Here is a 21,291-nt window from a genome sequence, read left to right on the forward strand (position 1 = left end):
GAGAAGTCTGATTGCTTACGCAATCCTTATTCTCAAAGGGCTTGCCAACAGCCCTCTACACAGTCCCTCAAAGCTGAGGTTCTGTTTACCTTTCTTTGCAATGTTGCACGCTCCGTTGATGTCTGCGTTAACGAGCGTGTTTTCTTTGGTACTGTACAATCCCCGTTTGATGCGTTTGCCTGAGAATGTACCGGCATACGGATGTTTTGTGTCGTACACCGGAATCTCATCGCCGTCCAAGAACGATGCCTTTGACGTGTACGATTCTTCCGTTTCGATGTACGCAATGCCATATCGTTCGCACAGCGTTTTCAGATACGTGCGAAGCTGGTCAAACGGGATCTGAACAAACTTCTGATTATTCGCTTTGCCCATATTGACCGACTGTTTCTGGTCAACGCTGTGTCCGACAATGAGCGTGCCGATATCATTGGCAATGCAGTAATCAACGATATGGCGTGCAGCCTTGTGCATGTAGTCTGTCACCTGCCGGTTACGCTTGTCTGTGATGCGGCTCATACGGGCTGTAAAGCCTTTGATGTTCTGATGGTCTTTGATCGATGCGTAGTGTGCAATCTGCCTGTTGTACCACTGGTTGATTGATTTGAGCTTACGTCCGTCAACGATGAAGGACGTCCCCGTGGTTGTTACACACGACGCAAGATTATCGAGACCGACATCAATGGCTAATACATTGTCCGCATTCAGATTCTGCGGCTCTTCTTCCTGTTCGTAGCAGTACTGAATCTTCAGTGCCTTGCCGTTCAGAACGGGCACGATGCGTACTTCAGCGATGTGCCTGCCTGAAATTCTTTCAGGTACCGGAATACGTATGGAATCCAGATCCGGATGCTGCTTTGAGAACGTACGACTCATCGGAACGCTCAAATTGCCGTTCTTGATATTGATTGCGTTCGTTGACAGCACCAGCAGATACTTTCCGCCTTTCGTGCGGTAGTGCGGAATGCGCACTTTCTTGTCGTAGCTGCCGGACTTCTTCTTATTAAGCAGCGCAAAGAAAGACCGGAAGGCATGATCGCACGTCCGCAGGATCTGCTGGGAAATGCCTGCCTGCAGCAGCTTGTAATTTTCATTATCTTTGCAAAGATGGTAGTTTTCTTCATACCGCAGATACTTGTTCGTCGCAAAGAAATACTGACGGATCTGATACAGTCCAACGTTGTACAGATTGTTGGCATACGAGCACATCTCAAGGATCGCTTCGTACTGGTCCTTCGGGAGATGCCGAATGTAGTTTGTCTGCGTCAGATACATGACTTCACCTCCTTTCCGCTTAAATTATACGGTAACAGCGGCCTTTCATTCCATGGCTGAAGCTCATGGGTTTTTCCGGCCGTTTTTAATAACGTCGGGCGCTGCGGCCATATTGCCAACGCGAGCTATGCGGTCGCTGCCGATGAGCGCGGCAATCATATTGGCGAAACGCTGGTACAGGACTGCCTGAAGCAGGGGAAGCGGCTTGGCTTCCGGATTCTGCAGTTCAATGCGGTGGTTGTCACGAATGCGGCGGCGATCCATCTGTATGAGAAGCTTGGTTTTGAGAAGCTTGGTACGATACCGGGCGGCTTCCATGCGAAGGATGATACCTATCGCGATATCAATCTCTACTACCACACACTTTGACGACACTTTGGGGGACTTTGTAGCTTTTCAGTCGAAATGCGGGTGCTATACTTGCCCTTGTAAAGGAGTCTTTTATGAAGAACCTGAAATGGGCCTCGATTATCAAATCTCTGATCTATATCGCTGCGGGTCTGCTGCTGTTGTTTTTTCCGGGACAGGCGGCGGATCTGGCCTGCTATGTGATCGGTATTGCGCTGATCATCTTCGGCGTTGTCAATGTAATTTCGTATTTTATGCTGGATCTGAAGGATTCGCTGTTCCGGAATGACTTTGCAATGGGGATTGTCTGGATTCTCATCGGCTTCATGGTGATCCATGAGAAGGAAGCTGTTCAGAAAATCGTTCCCTTCATGTTAGCCATCGTCATTTTCGCGTCCGGCATCAGTAAGCTGCAGGATGCGCTGGACATTAAGCGGATTACCGGCAAAGCATCCAATGCCTCCATTGTGATGGCGTGCATTTCGATTGTCTTTGGCCTGGTTGTTATGCTTGGCAAGATCAACGGTATGAATCTGCTGTTTCAGATCATCGGCGCCGGCCTTCTGTACAGCGGCGTGACAGATCTGTATATGGCACTTTATATTTCGGGCAAGATCAAGTCGTTCAAGAAAAAGGTGGATGACATGGTTGTGGATGCCCGCATCGAAGAAGCGAAGGAAGCGGAGCACGCTTCCGATACGGACGAAAGAAACTGAAAATCCGTCTGCCGGTGGGAGCGTCTTTGCGGCGCTGCGCCGGCTTTTTATGTGTCTGGCGGCGTGTGACTGTTCATTTTGGCTGTTCAAAGCTAAAATAAGAGCTCTGGAGGAACATTCATGTACAACGACTGGTTTACAATCGGGCCATTGACGATTCATGGTTATGGCGTCATGATCGCGGTCGGCATTCTGATGGCGTTCTTTGTCGGTGAACGGATGGCAAAGAAAACCGGCATGGACCCGAATCATGTGGATACGCTGATTATTGTCTGCCTGCTGACGGGATATCTGGGGTCGAAAATCACCTATGTTTTTACGGTCTGGGATCAGTTTCTGGCAAATCCGAAGGCGGTTCTGGGAGCCGATGGCTGGGTTGTCTACGGCGGTATTCTGGGCGGCATTCTGGGGGCATGGATCTATTGCCGCATAAAGAAGATATCTTTCTTTCATTATGCGAATCTGCTGTTTCCTTCGGTCGCTCTGGCGCAGGGGTTCGGAAGGATCGGGTGCTTCTTTGCCGGGTGCTGTTATGGTAAAGAGACACATGGGGCTCTGGGCATCACCTTTACCCACAGCGACTATGCGCCCAACAATGTGAAACTGATTCCGACGCAGCTGATCTCTTCGGCCGGTGACTTTATTCTTTTCTATATTCTTTATAAGATCTATATGGATGAGTCGACGCGCGACGAGACGATGGGCTGGTATCTTCTGCTGTATTCAGCGGGCCGCTTCGTGATTGAGTTTCTGCGCGGAGATTCGGCGCGCGGCTTTATCGGCGCTCTGAGTACGTCGCAGTTCATTGGTCTGTTCCTGATTGCGGCGGGCATCATTGTATTGATTCAGGTGAAGAAAAACGGGAAAGCAAAGAAGGAGGCTGTCTTATGAAGGTAGGCATTGCGAACGATCATTCTGCCATTGAAATGAAGAAGGAGCTGATTCCTTATCTGGAATCGGAAGGCTACGAGATTGTTAACTTCGGCACCGATACGACGGATGCCGTCGATTATCCGGACTATGGTGAGAAGCTTGCCAATGCAGTGGCTGCTCACGAGGTGGATCTTGGCATTGCCATCTGCGGTACGGGCGTCGGCATTTCTCTTTCCTGCAACAAGGTCGCCGGCATCCGCGCATGCTGCTGCAGCGAGCCGTACAGCGCAAAGTATTCGCGTCTTCATAACAATGCGAACATTATCTGCTTCGGTGCCCGCGTCATCGGTGTGGAGACGGCGAAGATGATCCTTGATAATTTTCTGCCGGTACCCTTTGAGGGTGATACGCCGGAAGGCGCACGTCATCTGCGGCGTGTGAACAAAATCATGGATATTGAGAAGCGGAACCGGGAGAAACAATGAAGCATCTGAAACGTGCTGCCGTTATTGTGATCCTGGTGGTGGCGGTCTACTTTCTGCCGTTAGTCGTGGTTGATGTAAAAGGGGCTGACGGCTCCGTATGGAAGGGGCCGGTGTTCAGCTCCCTTTCATCTGTGGGCAACGATTCGGTTACCTTTTCCAGTATCCGTTCCGCCTACGCGCTTGATAAAGACGGCGAAAATGCGATGCACTACCATACGGAAAATACGTGCCGCGGCATCAGCTATTACTACGATGAAGGCAATGACGTGTCCTATTATGAGGTAGACAGCGACGCCTCCTTTCCACTTAACAGCGTTACGCTGAAGTATGAGCAGGGAGATGCCTGCGAAGGGTGGACGACCAACGATGAAGTCGCCTGGCCCTTCGGTGATATCCGTGATGTGGACTGGAACATTACGCCGCAGGAAGCGATGGACAAGGACTGGCTCGTCATCGTCGATGGCAAGGCACAGAATCCGGGCGTATACAACGACTTCTCCAACATGGTGAAGCAGGGTGTCTACTGCCTGATCCGTACCGTCATCTATGAAGGTGACAGTGTTTCTTCCGTTGTCGACATTCAGATGATGGAGATTGAGGTGGAGGGCCAGGATACCGATGCGACCATGGCCGGGGTCCAGAAGAATACGGGCAACTCCTTCCATGTCTCGATCCGTACAGCCGACGATGTCAGTGAAGATGATTACATCCGCCTCAGTGACAATGAGGAAAACGGAAAGAAACCGGTACTTGTCTATAAGGAAAACGATGCCGGTGCCGAAGGTACGCTTCTCTATACAGTTCAATAATTGTTATTTGATTTCGCAGCCGGGGTCCCTGAAGAAAGGAGCTTCGGCTTTTTTACTGTGCTTCCCGCCGAAAATGAAAGCGATTACAGAAAAAATATGAAAAAAGAGTAGAAATGTATTGTGAAACAAATAATATATATAGAAGAGAGGGGGAATCTTATATGGGTAAGGTTCATCATTATCTTTCGGGTACATTCTCTGTCATTCTTGCGGCGGCGCTGGCCGGCTGCGGATCATCTGCAGTGACTGCTTCTGCACCAGCTGCATCAACAGCCGGTTCATCCGCATACAAAGCGGGTACGTACACCGCGTCTGCAGACGGGCATAATGGCCCTGTTGAAGTTTCAGTTACCTTTACAGATGATGCGATTCAGTCGATTGAAGTAACGTCACAGTCCGAGACGCCGCATCTGAGTGACAAGGCGCTGAATGATCTGCCGAAGGAGATCGTTGAGGCGCAATCGTTGGGCGTAGATAACGTCTCGGGTGCAACTTTCACTTCGATGGCGATCAAGAATGCGGTTGCGGATGCCGTTGACCAGGCTGGCGGCGATTCTTCCGCTCTGAGCAAGGTTCCGGTTGAACAGGAAACGATGGCAACGGATGACCTTTCCACCGATGTTCTTGTCATCGGTGCAGGTACTGCAGGACTGATGGCATCTTACGAGGCTGCGAAAAACGGTGTCAATGTCACTCTGATTGAGAAACTGGACGAGTGCGGCGGAACGCTGAATGAGGCGGCAGGACTTCTTCTTACTGTTGATTCGCAGGCAAATGATGCGTCGATTGACGATTCTCTTGAGCGGGTCATGGAATTCTACAAGGGACAGAACGCCGACAGTAAGCTGCAGCCGGATTATGACTTCACTTCCAATCTGATGAGCCAGACCGGTGCGACGGTTGATGAGCTGATCAATGATCTTGGTCTTGCGCATACCGATGTCGATATGGGCGGTTATGCAGGTACGATCTTCACGGTCGGTTATCAGCTGGCTTCGGATCTTGAAAAAGCATGCACCGACGAGGGTGTCACAATTCTGACCGGTACGAAGGCAGATAAACTGATTGTTGATGATACGGGGGCAGTCACTGGAGCAGAGGTAGAAAACCGGTCCGGTTCCTATACGATTACTGCTAAAAAGACGATTGTATGTGCAGGCGGCGCTTCCTGGAATCTGGATATGGTTCCGGAGAAGAGCACAGGCATTGATGTCCATGAAAAGACCCAGATCGGTTCGACCGGCGATGGCATGAAGATGCTCGAAGCGGTTGGTGCACAGATGTCTTCGAAGGATCCGTACATCAAGTCTTCGCAGCCTGATTTTGCGCCGGTGTTCGGCAATGATTGGTCCAATACGCCGGCAACCGGTATGGCGATCATGATCGATGCGGACGGCAATCGTTTCTGTAACGAAGGCGCAGCCGCAACGGTTGTAAACAAGCATATGATTGATCACGCATCTTCCGGCTACTGGGATCTGATTGATGCGGAGAATACGATTGGATACGATGCGGATTATTTCGCCAAGATCAAGGAGTACAGCGCCGATGGCAATAAGAATGTTGCGGTCTATGCGGATTCGCTGTCGGATCTTGCCGGGAAACTTGGTATGGATGCGGATACGCTGAAGAAGACCGTGGATGACTACAATGCGGCATGCGCGGCCGGCAGCGATGCGGAATATGGCAAAGATGCGGACAATCTGAAGGCATATCCGACGGATGGAGGTTTCTATGCGGTGTATCGCCGGATTGGTTCGTGGGGAACAATCGGCGGCGCCATCGTCGATCGTCAGCAGCGTGTTCTGAATACGGATGGTGAGCCGATTGAAAATCTGTTTGCGGCAGGCGAAACGGCGACGGCACAGCTGTTCGGTGACTATTACTTTGGCGGCTATTCGCTGGGCATGTATACGACCGCCGGTCGTATCGCTGCAACTGAAGCGGCGGCCGAGCTGAAGTAGGCTATCAGTATCTAACGGATCGAAAGAGGATGAAGGGGATAGTTCATTTCTGACATCCTCTTTTCTGATGACCGGATCAATGTACACATGCATGTAAAGATCAAAATGCAGAGTTTTCGCTTTTTACGCAGGTGCGGATATGCTAATGTGGTCAGCAGTAGGAACAGACACTGAGACAACAGGGAGGAAGACAGCAATGAGAGCAGTAATATCCGTCGTAGGAAAGGATCGTACCGGCATCCTGGCCTATGTGAGCAATGTTTGTTTCGAGCATGGCATGAATATTGAAGATGTGACACAGAAGGTTATGGACGAGTTCTTTGTAATGATCATGATCGTTACCGTCCCGGATGAGAACCATGAGAACTTTGTAAACCTCGTCAACGAAATTGAAGCGGATGGGCAGAAGCACGCGCTTTCCATTCATGTGATGCATGAAGCGATCTTCAATGCGATGCATACGATCTGAGGGATACAGCTATGGCAATCTTTAATTCCAATGCAGATTCTATCCTGGAAACGATCCGGATGATCGAACAGGAACATCTCGATATCCGTACCGTGACCATGGGCATTTCTCTGCTTGACTGTGCAGACAGCGACATTGACGTCAGCTGCCGCAAGGTATACGAAAAGATTACGACGAAGGCAAAGAACCTGGTCCGTACGGCGGACGCTATTTCCAGAGAGTACGGTATCCCCATCGTCAATAAACGTATTTCGGTGACGCCGGTTTCGCTGCTGGTTTCCGTCAGCGGCGGTGACCCGGTGAAATATGCGCTGACGCTGGATCGGGCGGCAAAAGATCTTGGCATCAATTTTATCGGCGGCTACAGTGCCCTTGTCCAGAAGGGCATGACGCCGGGTGATGAGGCTTTGATTGCCTCCATTCCCGAAGCACTGGCACAGACGGAATATGTATGTTCCAGCGTCAATATTGGTTCGACCCGCGCCGGCATCAATATGGATGCAGTAAAGCAGATGGGGCAGGTTGTAAAAAAAAGCGCCGAATTAACGGCAGACAAAAACTGCAGCGGTCCGGCGAAGCTTGTCGTCTTCTGCAATGCGGTGGAAGATAATCCGTTTATGGCCGGTGCATTCCATGGTATATCGGAGACGGACTGCGTTATTCATACGGGTGTTTCGGGGCCGGGTGTGATTCTGCAGGCGATTCAACAGGCCGGTCCTCATTGCTCGATGAATGAGATTGCGGAAGTCATTAAGAAGACTGCCTTCAAGATTACCCGGATGGGGCAGCTGGTCGGTACTGAGGCGGCACGCCGCCTTGGGGTTCCGTTCGGTATTGTGGATCTTTCGCTGGCGCCGACGCCTGCGCAGGGGGATTCGATTGCCCAGGTGCTGGAAGCGATGGGACTGGAAGAAGTTGGTGGGCCGGGAACGACGGCGTGCCTTGCGATGCTCAATGATGCCGTAAAAAAAGGCGGCGTCATGGCAAGTTCCTCCGTCGGCGGGCTGTCCGGCGCATTCATTCCGGTGTCGGAGGATGCCGGCATGATTGCGGCCGCAAAGAGTGGTGGCTTATGCATTGAGAAGCTGGAGGCGATGACTGCCGTCTGCTCCGTTGGCCTTGATATGATCGTGGTTCCGGGAGATACGACTGCTGAAACTATTTCCGGCATTATCGCGGATGAAGCAGCCATCGGCATGATCAATACGAAGACGACAGCGGTCCGTGTCATCCCTGCCATCGGTAAGAAGGTGGGTGAGGAACTGGAATTCGGAGGTCTGCTTGGAACAGGACCGGTGATGGCGGTAAAGAAGTCGTCGCCGAAGGTCATGATTGATCGCGGAGGCCACATTCCTTCACCAATCAACAGCCTGAAGAATTAAACAAAAAAGCCGTGCTTTGAAAGAGGTTGCTGACAAAGTAGGGGTTGAAAACTTAATCACTGATGAAAATCCTGGCCAGTATCAGAACCGGCCAGGATTTTTCTGCCTTTCGGAAGAGTAAGTGAGAAAAAGAGAGGATTATTCCTTATCTGGTGCCCCCTTAACGCTTGTTTCCAGTGTTTTTATCCTCTTCAGGTTCACAAGAAAAATCGATACTGCTGCCTGTATCGTCATTCCGTTCATTCCGCACGCATGGGCATTTCCATAATCGAGGGTCTGCTTCAGTTCCGCATTTTTAGCCTCGATCTTGTATCGCTCAGCATATAGTTCTCTGAATTCATCTGACTTCATGTAATCCATCTGAGCAATATGCGTATCTGATTTGATCTTTACCGAGTAGGTTTTTGACTTCGCGCCTTCCTTGTAACAGCCGTTTCGCAAAGGACAGTTTCTGCATTTCTCTACATCGAAGAAATAGGTAACTACTTTTGTATCAGAACCATTCGCTGCTTTCTCCTGACCGCCTTTGCTTTTTCTGACTGCCATATGTCCTGCCGGGCATACATACATCCCGGCATCCTTGTTGAACTCAAACTCTTTCTCCCGGCTTCCATGTAGAACATTCTCACTCAGCTTTGATGCCAGCTTGATTCCTTTTTCTGAGGTGTATTCAATATTGTCTTTCTCGGAATATGCACCATCACCAATCAGAGCGTCCACGGTTACTCCTGCGTCTTCTGCTTTCTCAATCAGATCTGCAGCCTGCTTGCCGTCATGTTTCTCTCCGGTTGTCACTGCCGCACTCACAATGACTCTGTCCGTGGTCATGGCAATATGCGTCTTATACCCGAAGAAGGAAGTGTCTGCAGTTTTGTGCCCCACTTTCGCATCCGGATCTCTGGAGAATTCAAACTGTTCACTCGTGTCTTCCACTCCTTCTTTCAGGTAATTGAGACGTTCCTGGATATCCGGTATCTTCTGAAGCCGTTCATCTGAAGCGATCAGATCCAGCAATTCCTTGCAGTATTCGATTTCATCCTCCAGAAGACCGCTGCTTTCCCGCTTCTTCGGCATTCTGCCCTTCATGGTTTCATCCGCTGCATATACAGACTTTCTCAGTTCCTTTGCCCGCCTGATCAGTTCCTCACGCGGAGAAATATGCTGGTAGAGTGCATTGGTATGAGTGGAATCGACGATGATCTTTTCATGATCATGAATGACTCCTTTCTTCTTCCCGATTTCAACAGTCTTGCCAATCAGCACATCCAGCAGGTCGGTATCCTTGAGTCTGGTTCTGCGGAATTTGGTAAGCAGGCTCGGATCAATGAATTCAGTTTCCTCAGGCCTATAGCCCAGAAAGTATTTCATTTCCATATCATACCGGACTCTTTCAATCAGATCACGATCACTGAGCTTGCGTGCGGTCTTAAGAAGCAGATATTTGAACAGCAGTACCGGATCAGCTGCAGTTCTGCCCATACAGTCGCTGTAGTTCTTCTGAACTTCTTTTGCAACAAAAGAGAAGTCAATCGTTTCGTTCATCTGACGCCAGAAGTTATCTCTAGGGATCAGAATATCGTAGAGCCCGTTATAAGAGCCAAGATCCAACTGGGGCATATCAATCATTCTTAGCATAAAGACACCTCCGGAGTATAGTTATATTATACGCCATGCATGCATGCGTTTCAATCAAAACATGAAGAAAAAGCGCATAATCGACGCATTTCTGCAGATTACGCGCTTATCATTGTGAATCATAAATCCACACTCGGGTCATTCAGAGGTTAAATGTTAAAGCAAAATCGGTTATTCGATAACCGTACTTTTTCAGCAGTCTCGCTTTGAAACGGCTTTTTCAATAGGATCGAGGAATCGGAGTTAATTGCTGAACAAATCGCTGTGCGATCCTGTACGTGACAATGTCAACACAAGTACATTATTGTCGATACAGTAAATCAGAAGCCAGTCTGGAAGAATGTGACATTCCCGATAGCCTGTCCAATTTCCGGTCAGCTCATGATCATAATTATTTTCCGGTAAAGGCTCGCCCATAGCGAGCAGGGCTACGACATCCTCAAGCATTTCAATTTTCAAACCACAACAGATTAGACGCGGGAGCCCCTGACTTCAGTCAAGGGGAGGAAGCGGCACAAAGCGCATAATGAAGCTATTTTTCATGCCTTGCGGTTTGTTTTCATACGACGTTTCTTTTATAATTTAGTTATGAAACGAACTAAAGATGAAGATACCTATATTCGGAAGGATGGTTTGGTTTACAAAAACCAGTTTCATATCATTTTCTGCCCGAAATACCGCAGACCTGTATTAACTCCTCCCATTGATGCCAGGCTTAAAGAGCTGCTGTATGAAAAGGCAGAAGATCTTGGCGTTGAGATTCTGGCCCTGGAAGTTATGCCGGACCATGTGCATATGTTCCTTTCCATGGATCCGCGCATTCTTCCTCATTACGTGATCAAGCACATGAAGGGATATTCTTCCCATGTATTAAGAGAAGAGTTTCCAAAACTGAAGACGTGCCTTCCATGTTTATGGACCAGAAACTACTTTTTATGTACTGTCGGACACATTAACGAAGCTACCGTACGCAAATATATTGAAGATCAGAAGAGTCATTAAGGAGCGCAATGAAGAAATGCAAAACTCCCTCTTACATTGCAGAATATGAACTCAAGCCTGCAAAAACAGGTGGTTTTGCCGTACTTCATCATGCGGAAAATGCGGCTGTCTCCGTTTATAATCTTTGCCTGAAAGAGGGCTTGAAGCGCATGCATAAAGTGATCAATGATCCGGAATATACAGCGCTCTGCAGAGAATACAAATACAGGAAACAGAGGACTGAGAAGACAGATGATCGCAGAAAGCAGTTCGCTGCCGTTTATGACTGGCACTCCTATTCTGAGTACAGCATGCATGCGTATGTCGCATCTCTGCATCCGAAGTACTGCACGCTCGGGATTGATGAATGTCAGAAACTGGCAACCCGTGCATTCCGCGCCATTGAAAAAGTGCGTACCCATCAGGCAGGAAAAGTGAGATTTCTCTCTCACGCAAAAGGCACTTCTTTTGAGGGAAAGTCCTATAAATCCGTGCTGCATTTCAATCGTTCCAAAATGGTGGTATGCCTTGGCAGGGGGAATGAATACGAAATCATTATTCCCCGGGATGATCCGTATCGAATGCAGTGCCTTAAGGATCGGGTGAAATATGTTCGCATTCTGAAGCGCATCATCCGTGGGAAAGAACGCTGGTATGCACAGCTTGTGATGGAAGGAACTCCGCCCATGAAAAATCTGAAGTTCGGGGAAGGAACCCAGGGACTGGATGAAGGCACTTCAACCATTGCCTCAGTAACAGACGATTCCGCTCTGCTGGTGGAGCTGGCGCCGGAATGTAAGCCAAATGAAGCGAAGATGAAACGAATGCAGAGAGCGATGGACCGCTCCCGAAGAGCCATGAACCCGGAGAACTACAATCCCTGCGGAACGATCAAAAAAGGCCGGCACGAATGGAAGGCTTCCCGCCGTTACAGAAAACTGAAACAGAAGTATGCAGAACTCAGCCGTAAGCAGCAGGTATATCGGAAGCAGAGTCATTGCATACTGGCAAAGCTGCTGATTGCCAGGGGATCCGATATTCGGGTGGAAAGGATGAGCGTGAAAGGTCTTGCCAGACGTTCAAAGAAACAGGCCATAAACTCAAAGAACGGGCGCATTCGCAGTAAAAAGCGATACGGGAAAACAATTCAACGCCGGGCGCCTGCCCTGCTCATCAGCATCATTGATCAAAAACTTCATCAGACAGGAAAATCCATTCTGTATGTGGATACCTGGAAGGTGAAGGCATCGCAATACAACCCGCTGGACGGGACATATAAACAGAAGGACTTAAAAGACCGGATGATCCTTCTTGGCAAAGACGCATCCGGTCAGGATATTATTGTGCAGAGAGATCTGCTCAGCGCATATCTGATTCAGCATACGAACGCAGACGGCATGCATATCAATGAAAGGTCTGCATATGACGATTTTCAGAATTTCAAATCAAATCAGGATGCGGAAGTTGACCGCCTTCATAAGACTGGACAGCTGTCCTGGTATATCAATTGATATAAGATTCAAGCGCCGTAGTGACTACGCCGGCGTAACAGCGCAAGGCACAAGTGCATGACAGGTCATCTCCTTTCAGGAGACGGCCGGGTCAGAGCAGCACATTCCATACGGAACAGCCTGCGCAATGTTTGGGAATGATCTATCTGAAGCGTGTGCATTACCCTTGGTAATGTGAACATACTGGACCATAGTGTTTTCCAGAACCCCCTGGGTTCAGCCATGGGGAGTAGTCAGGTTTGATCGAACGCTTGTAGTCTTTCTTAAAAGATGTCGTGTATTTGACGATATACTTTGTCTTCCTCATTTTTTTAAATCGGTAAACAATTCGTCAAGGTCATTGTATCCTTTTACGGACGTATCCTTTGCGATCTTTTTGGCTTCGAGCATAGCCGCAATCGTTTCCTTGTTGGGATTGTCGATTTTTACTGCAAATGGGATACCGCCTTCACGAAGTGACTCGCGAATAAAGATGTTAATCGCAGTCGTCAGGCTCATACCCAGTTCGTTAAATAGAGCATCAGCTTCTGCTTTTACGTCTGAATCCATTCGGATACTGATGTTTGTTGTATTTGCACTCATTTCATCGCCCTCCCTATTTCGCTTATAAAATATATGAATTGCACATGAAATGCAATTAAATGCACGAAAATATAATTATTATTGCTCATATTTCGTTACTTTTTAGCGATAGAATCGGTTTCACCAATTTTCCTCAAGCCGGTGAATCTAGAAACATGCAAAATGTTTTCCACAACTTTTCTGAATGAATCGACTCAATACAGCCCGCATAACGTGTTCCATTTCTGTGGAGTGTTTATTATCACTTCATTGGGTGTGGAATCGTCTCATACAGGCTGTTTTCTGTGCTTCTTCAATCAAAATAGCAGGACAAAAGTTACGCAGTCGTTAGATTACCTCACTGTTTCTGACCACCGATCGTGCTTGTGAGATAGATGGTCCAGAAGGAGTCCGGTGCATATGTTACCCATAGCTGATAGGCGGGATCATCCTTGTTAAGTGTCATCTGTTTTCCAGAGAAATATTCTTCATTGGCGGTGACGGCAAGGTCCTCCATCGCCTTTTTTTCATCTTCACTGAGATTCAAGCGTTTCAGAACCTCGTCTACCTGAGAAAGGGTATTGGCATCGAAGCGCTGCTTGCTTTCTTCTTTGCGAATACCCAGCTCCCTGTTTTCATAATGCCAGTTATTTCCGGAGACGGTGAGTATGCCGTACTGCAGCGGATAGACGCTGAGCGACTCTGTAATGATCTGGGTCATACCGTCTTCTTCACTGGTGTGCTGTAAGTGGGCGTGCCCGCTCAGACAGAGCGAAAGGTTATATTTCTTGAACAGCTTTTTCACTTCGTCGCTGTTATTGATGACAAAGCCTCTGGAAAAAAGATCACTGGGAGGAAGAACATTCTGATGTGTGACAGGAATGACTGTGGCACCTCCTTCCGCCGCCTGTTTTAGAACATCTTCTGCAAATGCCAGTGTTTCTTTCGAAAGTTCTCCGGGATCTGCCTCTGTATTCGCATCCAGGAACAAGAGCCACAGATTGTCTGTCACATGCGTGCAGTAGCTGAAGGAAGAAGGATCGCGTGCGGGCGCATCGTCATAGCCGAAGGCTCCCATCAGGGAGGTAAACTCGGATTGTGAGATGTCTTCTACCGGATAATAGTCGGCCCCATCATATCCATAGGCATAGGGGTAATCGATATCGTGATTGCCCGGGATAACCAGAACAGGAATGCCGTTTTCTTCCAGCGCAGTGAACTTGTCCTTCAGCTCGTTGAGTGAAATCAACTCTCCATTGAAGGTCAGATCGCCGCTGATAATAAGGGCATCGGGCTTCTCTTCCTTCGCCTTTTTCATCAGCGTGTCGACGATTTCTTCACTGTATTCTGTAACCTTACTGTCGCCGGCGGCCATGACAGCCTGGAAACGTTCCCCATTGTCCGTTAACGAAGGAGAAAGATAATGAAGATCGGTTGCGACCATCAGTTTTACGGGCGAAGATTCAGGCTCATTTGTCTCGCCGGACGATACGGCGGATGTAGAGGAACATCCTGTTAACAGGGACAGGATGAGGAGGGATGCAATGAACTTCTTATTCATGCTGGTATCCTAGCATATCTCAACAGAAAACACCGGCCCTCGTGCAAGGCCGGTGCTTAGAAGAAAGATTGGAATCAATGCATCACATTAATCCAATCAGGGAAGAGATCAGGGCAATGGCGATCGTAACCAGAATCAGAACGACCGGACTGACCTGTTTCTTCTTAAGGAAGTAGAGCATCAGAAGCGTATATGCCATCGGCAGAAGGTTCGGGAAAATCGTATCGAGGAACGCCTCCTGAACCGAGACCGAAATGTTGTCACCAATCGAGATGACCGGTTTCAGATTGATGCTCACGTAGTTCGCGATCAGGGCGCCAACGACCGTGACACCGAGAATCGTAGCAGAGTTCGAAATGATTTCCGATTCTTCCTGGAGCTTTGTAAAGGACTTGAGACCCAGATTATAGCCGAGGTGTGTCCAGTTAATCCGAAGCAGCCAGATGACCAGATAGCAGGCAAAGAAGATGATCGGACCAAGGACGGATCCCTGCGCGGCGAAGCTGCAGGAAATACCGGCGATAATCGGCAGCAGCGTAAACCAGAAGATGGCGTCACCGATACCGGCAATCGGACCGAAGAGAGCGACCTTCAGACCTTTGATGACGGAGCGGTCCTCGTGTTTCTCTTCCAGAGAGATGAGAAGACCCATTAAGAAGCCGACAAGGTTCGGATGCGTATTGATGAACTCCATGTTGTCGGTCATTGCGGCCTTCAGACCTTCCGGATCATCTTTGTAGATCTTTTCGAGGGCCGGCAGCTGGGCATCAAGGAAGCCGCCGGCCTGCATACGCTCATAGTTGAAGGAAGCCTGAAGAAGCGAAGAACGGATACCAAGCTTCGTAATATCCTTATCGGTTAAGACACGATTGGTTTCTTTAGATTCCGACATTTTCGTCTCCTCCATTTCCGGTTCCGGCCGCGTGTTTCACGGCATCTTCAACTTCGATCTTGCGCTGCTTTGCACTGTAGAAGTCATACAGAGCGAAGGCAGTACCCATCAGAGCGACCGGCAGCAGGTTGTTCATATCGATGAAGCATGCGGCAAGGAAGCCGGCGATAAAGTAAGGAATATACTTCGTCTTCATCATGACATTCAGCAGCATCGCAAATCCGATTGCCGGTAACATGCCTCCGGCTACCGTCAGACCGTTGACGACCCAGGCAGGCATCGCATTGACGAATGCGCTCATAGCTTCCTGCGCCACAAAGACGCAGAGGAACACGATGATACCGTAGGCGATGGCAACGCCGCCGGTCATCAGGAAGTTCATGCGCTTAACCTTTGCTGTATCACCGGTTTCGCAGGCCTTGTCCATCGGTGCCATGAGGAAGGAATAGCCCGAATAGAAGGCGAGAATCACATACTGCATCAGGAACGAGAACGGCAGACACAGACCCAGCGCCGCCTCCGGCGTAACGTTTGTCGTATAGGCAATGACCGTACACATAACGCCGGCAAGAATCGGGTTAGGAGGCTGGGTGCCGCCTGCAGGCGTAAGACCTGCAAACGCAAGCTCCGTGATCGCACCGGTTGCCAACCCGAGTGGTAAGTTGCCAAGGATTGCGCCGGTAATGGTAGAAACGATCAGCGGACGGAAAATGAAGAATGCTTCGAGCCAGAAGTCGATGCCGAAGATCATTGCCGCAATGGCAATCAGCAGGCCCTGACCAAGTGTGATGGACATAGTCTGTCCCCCTTTCTAACAATTAACAAGTCGTATTCGCATCAACGAATACTTTTTCAGTGCCAGGCACATCCTGGCAGTAAACAGTAGAGCCGTGCGACGCCAGAAATTTCAGATTCTCAAGATCCTGATCGTCGACGTAAACCTTCTTTGTCAGCTCCCGTTTTCCCTGGGAAAAATGCATGTTTCCGACATTGACTTCCTTCAGATGGACGCCGATTTCGGCCAGTCGGCGTGCATCTGCCGGTGTCTTTACGACGACGAAGATCCGCTGACTGGGTGCGGCCTTCTCGATGATGTCGGCCGTATGCTGAAGTGTCCAGAAACGGATTCCGGCACCACTGGCTTTGGCAGTGACGGCCATTAGCGACTGCTGCAGTTCGTTGGAAGCGACCGCATCGTCGGCGACGATGATCAGATTGGCATTCAGTGTCTTCGTCCATGTGACACCAACCTGTCCATGCACAAGACGATTGTCAATTCTGGTGAGTAGGATGTTATCCCCTTTCATTGTGATTACTTCCTTTCACCCTGAATTCTAGCAAAAAGTGTGCCTGAAAAAACATGAAATAAAAAAATCCGCATATTTCAGCGGATATTTTCGATGTAATTATAAATGTAGACAATTTCCGAATCGGGGATTTCGACACTGTAAGCATATTTTGCGACAGTAAATGCTCTTCGCACCACATTCACAAAATCCGCATGGTCCTTCAGAAACTGTGTCGGCGGCTGCACTGGCTCTGCCTGCTGGCGCAAGATCAGACGCTCAATGAGGCAGGCAATATGGACATAGAGACCGATCCGGTTTTCCACCGGCAGACTGATGTGCATTCCCTGCTCAATTTCGCTGACAATATCTTCGACGTCTTTCAGCACCTTTTCGGCATTGAGAATGGTGAGATTGGTCACCAGATTGTTCAACGTAAAGTTATTGACAATGGTGCTGGAGAACCGGGCAATTTCCTGCTCACTCAGCAGCGGTTTCATCAGCTGCGACAGGCGGCTCAGATTGTGCTCCAGGGCCAGATCCTCAATGGAAACAAACTGAATCCCCGGCAGCCTGGCGTCCAGCGTCCCCAGCACAAAGAGCACATTGTACTTTTGAAACAGAGGGTCCCCGGTACCGTTGATGCGCAGCGAATTGTAATCGCAAGGTATGATTTTTGCCTCGATCGGCTTAGGAAGACTGCTTTCAAAAAGGGCAATGATCTTGTTGGTCGCACCCTGTCCCGTAGAGCATACGGTCAGAATGGCCATCTCTTTCTGGCGGCCGGAAATATATCTGTACTGAACAGTTGATTTCGGGGCTGTCTCAGAGAGGATCGTATCAATGGCATCACCGTTCATGAGACGTGAGCCGATCTCAAGTGCCAGCTTCGTATTCACATTGTTGATGACGCCGACATTGATCGACGGCTCCAGATGCAGGCCGGTATAAAGCTCTTCGAGCGACCCCATATCCACCAGCAGAAGCAGATTCCGGAAATGTTTTTTACGCAGCAGGGACCGGTTCAGAATCTCCGCCGTCTTCAGGGAACTTTGATTCAGCTCCAGATCAATTGCGCTGAAGACCGGCTTACCAAGCATACGGTTCACGGTATTAGCGATGGAAGAAGCCGTCGAAAAGCCGTGACACAGAATGTAGGCGGCGGTCTCGCTGCTGTCTTCCTCGGGGTATTCGCTGATCACCATCATAAACAGGAGGATGCACATCGTATCCAGCTGAATATCCAGGTTCATGGAAACGTTCTGGGCGATTTCGCGCGCCATCCTGTATTCCAGAGGGTACCGCGAAGCCAGCGTATCACTCAGCTGCTGAATGGAGTCGCGGTGCGCCGCATCCCATTGATGAACCGATGCCTGGCAGCGGAAGTATTCGGCCAGAATACCGGACAAAAGATAAATGCCGTTGTTGGAAATCTTCAGTACAGTACGGTTCATGGCGATGGATGCAATCTTATCCATCATCTTAGTCAGAAAGTCCTCGGAAATAGAGACATCAGGCCGATTGGTTAAAAACTCCTCACAGGCCCGGTCAATCTGATCCTGAAACTCCTGGGTAATGTAATCGGACGGCGCCTTTTCAAAGTGGTCCAGCAGAAGCCGGTATACATTGAGCAGCGGCTCCGGGCGCTGCTGCGTCAGGCGCGGCATCGTCATCGGCAGAAGAGTATCTTTCTGATTGGGCCGGATATTCAGCGAAGCCGGACTTGCCAGACGCATCACATCGTCAGGCAGATGATATTCAAAGACCTGCAGCGGCTGATTATGGTCCTGACTCTGCAGAAAGGCATTGGCACAGGATACTTTGACCGTATTGATGAGCCCGCCGATATTGCCGGGGATGTCAACATTCATCAGGATCTGAAACGCTGGGTAGGAAAGCTCAATCTCCTGCCCGATTTCTTTCGCCTCATTCTGGAACAGATAGCAAAGCAGCGCGTTTTTCTCATCCTGGCCGCGCTCGGCCAGGGAGGGTAGAACAATCAGTACCGGAATTCTTCGCAGCAGCGTCTTGAGCAGCACATGTTCCGGGGCCTCGGTAGTCGCAAAGACGAGGCGGCACTGGGAATGGTACCAGTGCTCATTATCACCCAGCCGGTGATAGACGCCTTTGTCCATGAAAAGAAACAGCTTCTCCTGGCATTCTGCTTTGAGGGCGTGCACCTCATCCAGGAACAACATCCCCCCATCGGCCAGATCCAACAGCCCCGGCCGGTCTTTGTCAGCCCCGGTAAAGGCTCCTTTACAATAACCGAAGAGATTCGCAGTCAGCAGCTCCGGATTATTGGCATATTCGCTGCAGTTGACGGTAACCATGTGACGGTCTTTGGCAATTAGATTTTTGCGGACCGCATAGTCAAACATTGTCCTTGCCAGCAGCGACTTTCCGGTCCCGGTCGGACCGGTCAATAGAACCGGCAGACCGTTGGGAGGATAGGAAACAGCGGCCTTACACTGTTCGATCGCATGATACAAGGATCCATTGGCACCGATCAGCGACTGAAAATCGAATCCGCGCCGGTTCAGCTGCTCAAAGGAATCGTAAGCGACACGGTCAATGTCATAGCCCTTCGTACGCAGAGCAGCGACACTCAGATAATAGACGGGACGCGTATTGATTTTGACTGCCTGACGCTGCTGACACAGTTGATTGAGATATTCGGAGGCGGCGTTGCGGCTGAGGGAAGTCTGCTGCGCCAGCCATGCGGTTGTAAACTCGCTGCGCGGTCCCGGCTCATACTGCGCCGTCATTCTGGTAAGCAGATCTTTGATTTTATCTTTCATAAGATTCTCCAACCCCACTATATCGGATTTTTCGATCGAGTAGAATAAGGTCAATGCCGGTCACAATAAAACCAGTCCCAATGCCGAAGCCTGAACTGCGTCAGAAACTGCAGCTGTCACCAGCTTTTTTCAATGCGCTCAAAATACTGGAAATGAACGGGGAACAGATGCAGACCATGCTTGAGCAGCAGGCTGCCAGTAACCCGTTCATCTGCCTGCGTGACAGCAGGAACCTGTCAGTTGATGCCGAGCGCATGGTACAGGAAGAGGATCCGCGGCAGGATCTTCTCCGCCAGGTTCATGAGGCGGATTGTGACCAGAGGATCGGTACCTGGATCATTGACAGTCTGGACAGTCATGGCTGGTTTACAATACCGGTCAAAAAAGCAGCCAAAGATCTCCGTGTATCCATGAAAGAAGTGAAAGCGGTACTGCAGATCATCCAGACGTTTGAGCCGGCAGGCGTAGGCGCTGTTTCGCTGGAAGACTGCCTTCTTCTGCAGATTCAACGTAATCACGGTTCAAAGAATCTATGCAAAGCGGCTGGCTGCCTGGATCTCTTTGCCAGAGGCCAGTTTCAAAAAGCGGCCTCTGTCATCAGCTGCTCAAAGCAGGAGGCGGTCGCCTTGTTCCATCAGATCCAGAAGCTGAATCCGTATCCGGTGCATCTTGGCAATCCTGATGCGATGACGCTCTTTCCCGATGTGACCGTCCATATGGAACATGGGGAACTGACCTATTCTCTTTATGCCTGGGAAGAAAGCTTTACGGTATCCGACGGTGCATTGCCACAGGAAAGCGCTGCCCGTCAGCTACAGAAACTGTGCCGGGCAAGGACGGTCATGTTACAGCGGATTGTTGATGTTGTGCTGAATCATCAGCAGGAATACTTTGCCCACGGAGCTTTAAGGCCATTGACCTGCAGCACCATTGCCAAAGAATTAAACGTCAGCGTATCGACCGTGACCCGGGCACTGGCCCATAAAGCATTCGAATTTGATGACCAGCTACACCCGTTCAGCGATCTGCTTTCGCCGGACGCAGGAGGAGATACGGCCCAGAAGGAAATCATGAACGAGATCCGCCAGCTCATTCAGCAGGAAGATCCGGCGCATCCTTACAGTGACCAGAAACTGTGCGATTTACTTCAGGAGCGCGGTATTCATATTTCCAAACGCACCGTGACCAAGTATCGTATGACGATGCATATTCTTTCCTATTCGAAGCGGCGGAAATACTGAGCATCGAGGTCGTTGATTTCTTCGCGTGCTGTACCGGGAATATCCTGGGCATAGAAGCGGATGCCCTGCGCCATCAGATGCTGCAGAAGACGGGCATCGCTGTCGTTGATATAAACTTTTCGGGTCAACGGTTTTTTGCCGCGCTCATAATGCAGGTTGCCAAGATTCACTTCCCGCAGCGCAACGCCCTGATCTACAATGCGGGCAAGTTCTTCGATATTGCGCACAACGAGAAAGACGCGCCGCTCATCCGCCGTATGACGCAGAGCGTCCGGAAATGCGCCGATCGAAAATACTTTCAGCTGAATGTTCATCGGATCAATAATGGCCCGCATCAGGCGCTGCTGCAGCGTATCTTCTGCCGCCGCATCGTCGGCCACGACAATAACCTCAGGTCGGATAAACGCCGCCCAGGTGACGCCCACCTGACCGTGCACCAGGCGGTTATCGATGCGTACGGCAAGAATGTTTCTTCCATCCATAGTCAATAACATTGTACTG

General features: G+C 49.7%; 21 protein-coding genes. 11 read left to right on the top strand and 10 right to left on the bottom strand.

Translation table 11 applies throughout. From position 1 onward, the window contains the following. Nucleotides 1–15 precede the first annotated feature (15 nt). Nucleotides 16–1,275 carry an RNA-guided endonuclease InsQ/TnpB family protein gene (locus tag C1714_RS04675; RefSeq protein WP_102342100.1) on the bottom strand — a complete coding sequence of 420 codons (1,260 nt, stop codon included), beginning with the start codon at nt 1,273–1,275 and terminating at the stop codon, nt 16–18. Nucleotides 1,276–1,434: 159 nt separating this feature from the next. On the opposite strand from C1714_RS04675, the gene C1714_RS04680 reads away from it, so the two are divergent. From C1714_RS04680 to C1714_RS04715, 8 genes are all read left to right on the top strand, one after another. Continuing rightward, entirely contained in the window at nt 1,435–1,644 is a 210-nt protein-coding gene (locus C1714_RS04680) for a GNAT family N-acetyltransferase (protein WP_342587473.1), read from the top strand. Between the two features lie 74 nt (nt 1,645–1,718). After that, nucleotides 1,719–2,339, top strand: coding sequence for an HdeD family acid-resistance protein (locus C1714_RS04685; RefSeq protein WP_102342102.1), 621 nt, complete (start codon nt 1,719–1,721; stop codon nt 2,337–2,339). A 120-nt stretch (nt 2,340–2,459) separates the two neighbouring features. Then, nucleotides 2,460–3,230 (top strand): prolipoprotein diacylglyceryl transferase, encoded by a 771-nt coding sequence (lgt, locus tag C1714_RS04690; RefSeq protein WP_102342103.1) that lies wholly within the window; start codon nt 2,460–2,462, stop codon nt 3,228–3,230. Further along, complete coding sequence (gene rpiB, locus C1714_RS04695; protein ID WP_102342104.1) at nt 3,227–3,697, top strand: ribose 5-phosphate isomerase B; 471 nt, start codon at nt 3,227–3,229, stop codon at nt 3,695–3,697. The genes lgt and rpiB overlap by 4 nt, the downstream gene beginning before the upstream one ends. Then, nucleotides 3,694–4,506, top strand: coding sequence for a hypothetical protein (locus C1714_RS04700; RefSeq protein WP_102342105.1), 813 nt, complete (start codon nt 3,694–3,696; stop codon nt 4,504–4,506). Before rpiB ends, C1714_RS04700 begins: the two co-directional genes overlap by 4 nt. Nucleotides 4,507–4,667: 161 nt before the next feature. Then, nucleotides 4,668–6,470 carry an FAD-dependent oxidoreductase gene (locus tag C1714_RS04705; protein ID WP_167849931.1) on the top strand — a complete coding sequence of 601 codons (1,803 nt, stop codon included), beginning with the start codon at nt 4,668–4,670 and terminating at the stop codon, nt 6,468–6,470. 196 nt (nt 6,471–6,666) lie between these two features. After that, nucleotides 6,667–6,939 carry an ACT domain-containing protein gene (locus tag C1714_RS04710; protein ID WP_102342107.1) on the top strand — a complete coding sequence of 91 codons (273 nt, stop codon included), beginning with the start codon at nt 6,667–6,669 and terminating at the stop codon, nt 6,937–6,939. A gap of 11 nt (nt 6,940–6,950) precedes the next feature. Next, nucleotides 6,951–8,321, top strand: coding sequence for a PFL family protein (locus C1714_RS04715; protein ID WP_102342108.1), 1,371 nt, complete (start codon nt 6,951–6,953; stop codon nt 8,319–8,321). Between the two features lie 138 nt (nt 8,322–8,459). Here C1714_RS04715 and C1714_RS04720 read toward each other — a convergent pair whose 3' ends face one another. Beyond that, entirely contained in the window at nt 8,460–9,947 is a 1,488-nt protein-coding gene (locus C1714_RS04720) for an IS1182 family transposase (protein ID WP_102341589.1), read from the bottom strand. Between the two features lie 252 nt (nt 9,948–10,199). Continuing rightward, a complete protein-coding gene (locus C1714_RS04725; RefSeq protein WP_425349047.1) occupies nt 10,200–10,415 on the bottom strand; it encodes a type II toxin-antitoxin system YafQ family toxin in 216 nt (71 codons plus the stop codon). A 129-nt stretch (nt 10,416–10,544) separates the two neighbouring features. Here C1714_RS04725 and tnpA point away from each other — a divergent pair, with 129 nt between their 5' ends. Then, entirely contained in the window at nt 10,545–10,958 is a 414-nt protein-coding gene (tnpA, locus tag C1714_RS04730; protein WP_210115254.1) for an IS200/IS605 family transposase, read from the top strand. An 8-nt stretch (nt 10,959–10,966) separates the two neighbouring features. Next, nucleotides 10,967–12,448 carry a hypothetical protein gene (locus C1714_RS04735; RefSeq protein WP_102342110.1) on the top strand — a complete coding sequence of 494 codons (1,482 nt, stop codon included), beginning with the start codon at nt 10,967–10,969 and terminating at the stop codon, nt 12,446–12,448. 303 nt (nt 12,449–12,751) lie between these two features. On the opposite strand, the gene C1714_RS04745 is transcribed toward C1714_RS04735, so the two are convergent. From C1714_RS04745 to C1714_RS04770, 6 genes are all read right to left on the bottom strand, one after another. Further along, entirely contained in the window at nt 12,752–13,030 is a 279-nt protein-coding gene (locus C1714_RS04745) for a type II toxin-antitoxin system RelB/DinJ family antitoxin (protein WP_102342111.1), read from the bottom strand. A gap of 337 nt (nt 13,031–13,367) precedes the next feature. After that, complete coding sequence (locus C1714_RS04750; protein WP_102342112.1) at nt 13,368–14,570, bottom strand: metallophosphoesterase; 1,203 nt, start codon at nt 14,568–14,570, stop codon at nt 13,368–13,370. An 82-nt stretch (nt 14,571–14,652) separates the two neighbouring features. Then, entirely contained in the window at nt 14,653–15,462 is an 810-nt protein-coding gene (agaD, locus tag C1714_RS04755) for a PTS galactosamine transporter subunit IID (RefSeq protein ID WP_102342113.1), read from the bottom strand. After that, the gene (gene agaC / locus C1714_RS04760) at nt 15,449–16,258 is read right to left on the bottom strand and encodes a PTS galactosamine transporter subunit IIC (protein ID WP_102342114.1); all 810 of its coding nucleotides are present in this window, start codon (nt 16,256–16,258) and stop codon (nt 15,449–15,451) included. The genes agaD and agaC overlap by 14 nt, the downstream gene beginning before the upstream one ends. A 22-nt stretch (nt 16,259–16,280) precedes the next feature. Further along, nucleotides 16,281–16,769 (bottom strand): PTS galactosamine transporter subunit IIB, encoded by a 489-nt coding sequence (gene agaB / locus C1714_RS04765; protein ID WP_102342115.1) that lies wholly within the window; start codon nt 16,767–16,769, stop codon nt 16,281–16,283. A gap of 77 nt (nt 16,770–16,846) precedes the next feature. Then, on the bottom strand, nt 16,847–19,549 hold the full coding sequence (locus tag C1714_RS04770) for a sigma 54-interacting transcriptional regulator (RefSeq protein WP_102342116.1): 2,703 nt from the start codon (nt 19,547–19,549) through the stop codon (nt 16,847–16,849). Between the two features lie 80 nt (nt 19,550–19,629). On the opposite strand from C1714_RS04770, the gene C1714_RS04775 reads away from it, so the two are divergent. Further along, nucleotides 19,630–20,790 (top strand): RNA polymerase factor sigma-54, encoded by a 1,161-nt coding sequence (locus tag C1714_RS04775; RefSeq protein ID WP_167849932.1) that lies wholly within the window; start codon nt 19,630–19,632, stop codon nt 20,788–20,790. On the opposite strand, the gene C1714_RS04780 is transcribed toward C1714_RS04775, so the two are convergent. Further along, on the bottom strand, nt 20,766–21,284 hold the full coding sequence (locus C1714_RS04780) for a PTS sugar transporter subunit IIB (RefSeq protein ID WP_102342118.1): 519 nt from the start codon (nt 21,282–21,284) through the stop codon (nt 20,766–20,768). The two genes, C1714_RS04775 and C1714_RS04780, sit on opposite strands and share 25 nt — an antisense overlap. Nucleotides 21,285–21,291: the final 7 nt, after the last annotated feature.

This window comes from Galactobacillus timonensis, from assembly GCF_900240265.1.
Lineage (GTDB): Bacteria > Bacillota_I > Bacilli_A > Erysipelotrichales > Erysipelotrichaceae > Bulleidia > Bulleidia timonensis.

What these genes read in the sequence shown, in the direction of transcription:
- agaD (WP_102342113.1), bottom strand. Translation starts at nt 15,462, where the DNA reads ATGTCGGAATCTAAAGAAACCAATCGTGTCTTAACCGATAAGGATATT.
- C1714_RS04745 (WP_102342111.1), bottom strand. Translation starts at nt 13,030, where the DNA reads ATGAGTGCAAATACAACAAACATCAGTATCCGAATGGATTCAGACGTA.
- rpiB (WP_102342104.1), top strand. Translation starts at nt 3,227, where the DNA reads ATGAAGGTAGGCATTGCGAACGATCATTCTGCCATTGAAATGAAGAAG.
- C1714_RS04720 (WP_102341589.1), bottom strand. Translation starts at nt 9,947, where the DNA reads ATGATTGATATGCCCCAGTTGGATCTTGGCTCTTATAACGGGCTCTAC.
- C1714_RS04780 (WP_102342118.1), bottom strand. Translation starts at nt 21,284, where the DNA reads ATGTTATTGACTATGGATGGAAGAAACATTCTTGCCGTACGCATCGAT.
- C1714_RS04675 (WP_102342100.1), bottom strand. Translation starts at nt 1,275, where the DNA reads ATGTATCTGACGCAGACAAACTACATTCGGCATCTCCCGAAGGACCAG.
- C1714_RS04705 (WP_167849931.1), top strand. Translation starts at nt 4,668, where the DNA reads ATGGGTAAGGTTCATCATTATCTTTCGGGTACATTCTCTGTCATTCTT.
- C1714_RS04735 (WP_102342110.1), top strand. Translation starts at nt 10,967, where the DNA reads ATGAAGAAATGCAAAACTCCCTCTTACATTGCAGAATATGAACTCAAG.
- C1714_RS04685 (WP_102342102.1), top strand. Translation starts at nt 1,719, where the DNA reads ATGAAGAACCTGAAATGGGCCTCGATTATCAAATCTCTGATCTATATC.
- C1714_RS04700 (WP_102342105.1), top strand. Translation starts at nt 3,694, where the DNA reads ATGAAGCATCTGAAACGTGCTGCCGTTATTGTGATCCTGGTGGTGGCG.
- lgt (WP_102342103.1), top strand. Translation starts at nt 2,460, where the DNA reads ATGTACAACGACTGGTTTACAATCGGGCCATTGACGATTCATGGTTAT.
- C1714_RS04770 (WP_102342116.1), bottom strand. Translation starts at nt 19,549, where the DNA reads ATGAAAGATAAAATCAAAGATCTGCTTACCAGAATGACGGCGCAGTAT.
- tnpA (WP_210115254.1), top strand. Translation starts at nt 10,545, where the DNA reads ATGAAACGAACTAAAGATGAAGATACCTATATTCGGAAGGATGGTTTG.
- agaC (WP_102342114.1), bottom strand. Translation starts at nt 16,258, where the DNA reads ATGTCCATCACACTTGGTCAGGGCCTGCTGATTGCCATTGCGGCAATG.
- C1714_RS04775 (WP_167849932.1), top strand. Translation starts at nt 19,630, where the DNA reads ATGCCGAAGCCTGAACTGCGTCAGAAACTGCAGCTGTCACCAGCTTTT.
- C1714_RS04750 (WP_102342112.1), bottom strand. Translation starts at nt 14,570, where the DNA reads ATGAATAAGAAGTTCATTGCATCCCTCCTCATCCTGTCCCTGTTAACA.
- C1714_RS04715 (WP_102342108.1), top strand. Translation starts at nt 6,951, where the DNA reads ATGGCAATCTTTAATTCCAATGCAGATTCTATCCTGGAAACGATCCGG.
- agaB (WP_102342115.1), bottom strand. Translation starts at nt 16,769, where the DNA reads ATGAAAGGGGATAACATCCTACTCACCAGAATTGACAATCGTCTTGTG.
- C1714_RS04710 (WP_102342107.1), top strand. Translation starts at nt 6,667, where the DNA reads ATGAGAGCAGTAATATCCGTCGTAGGAAAGGATCGTACCGGCATCCTG.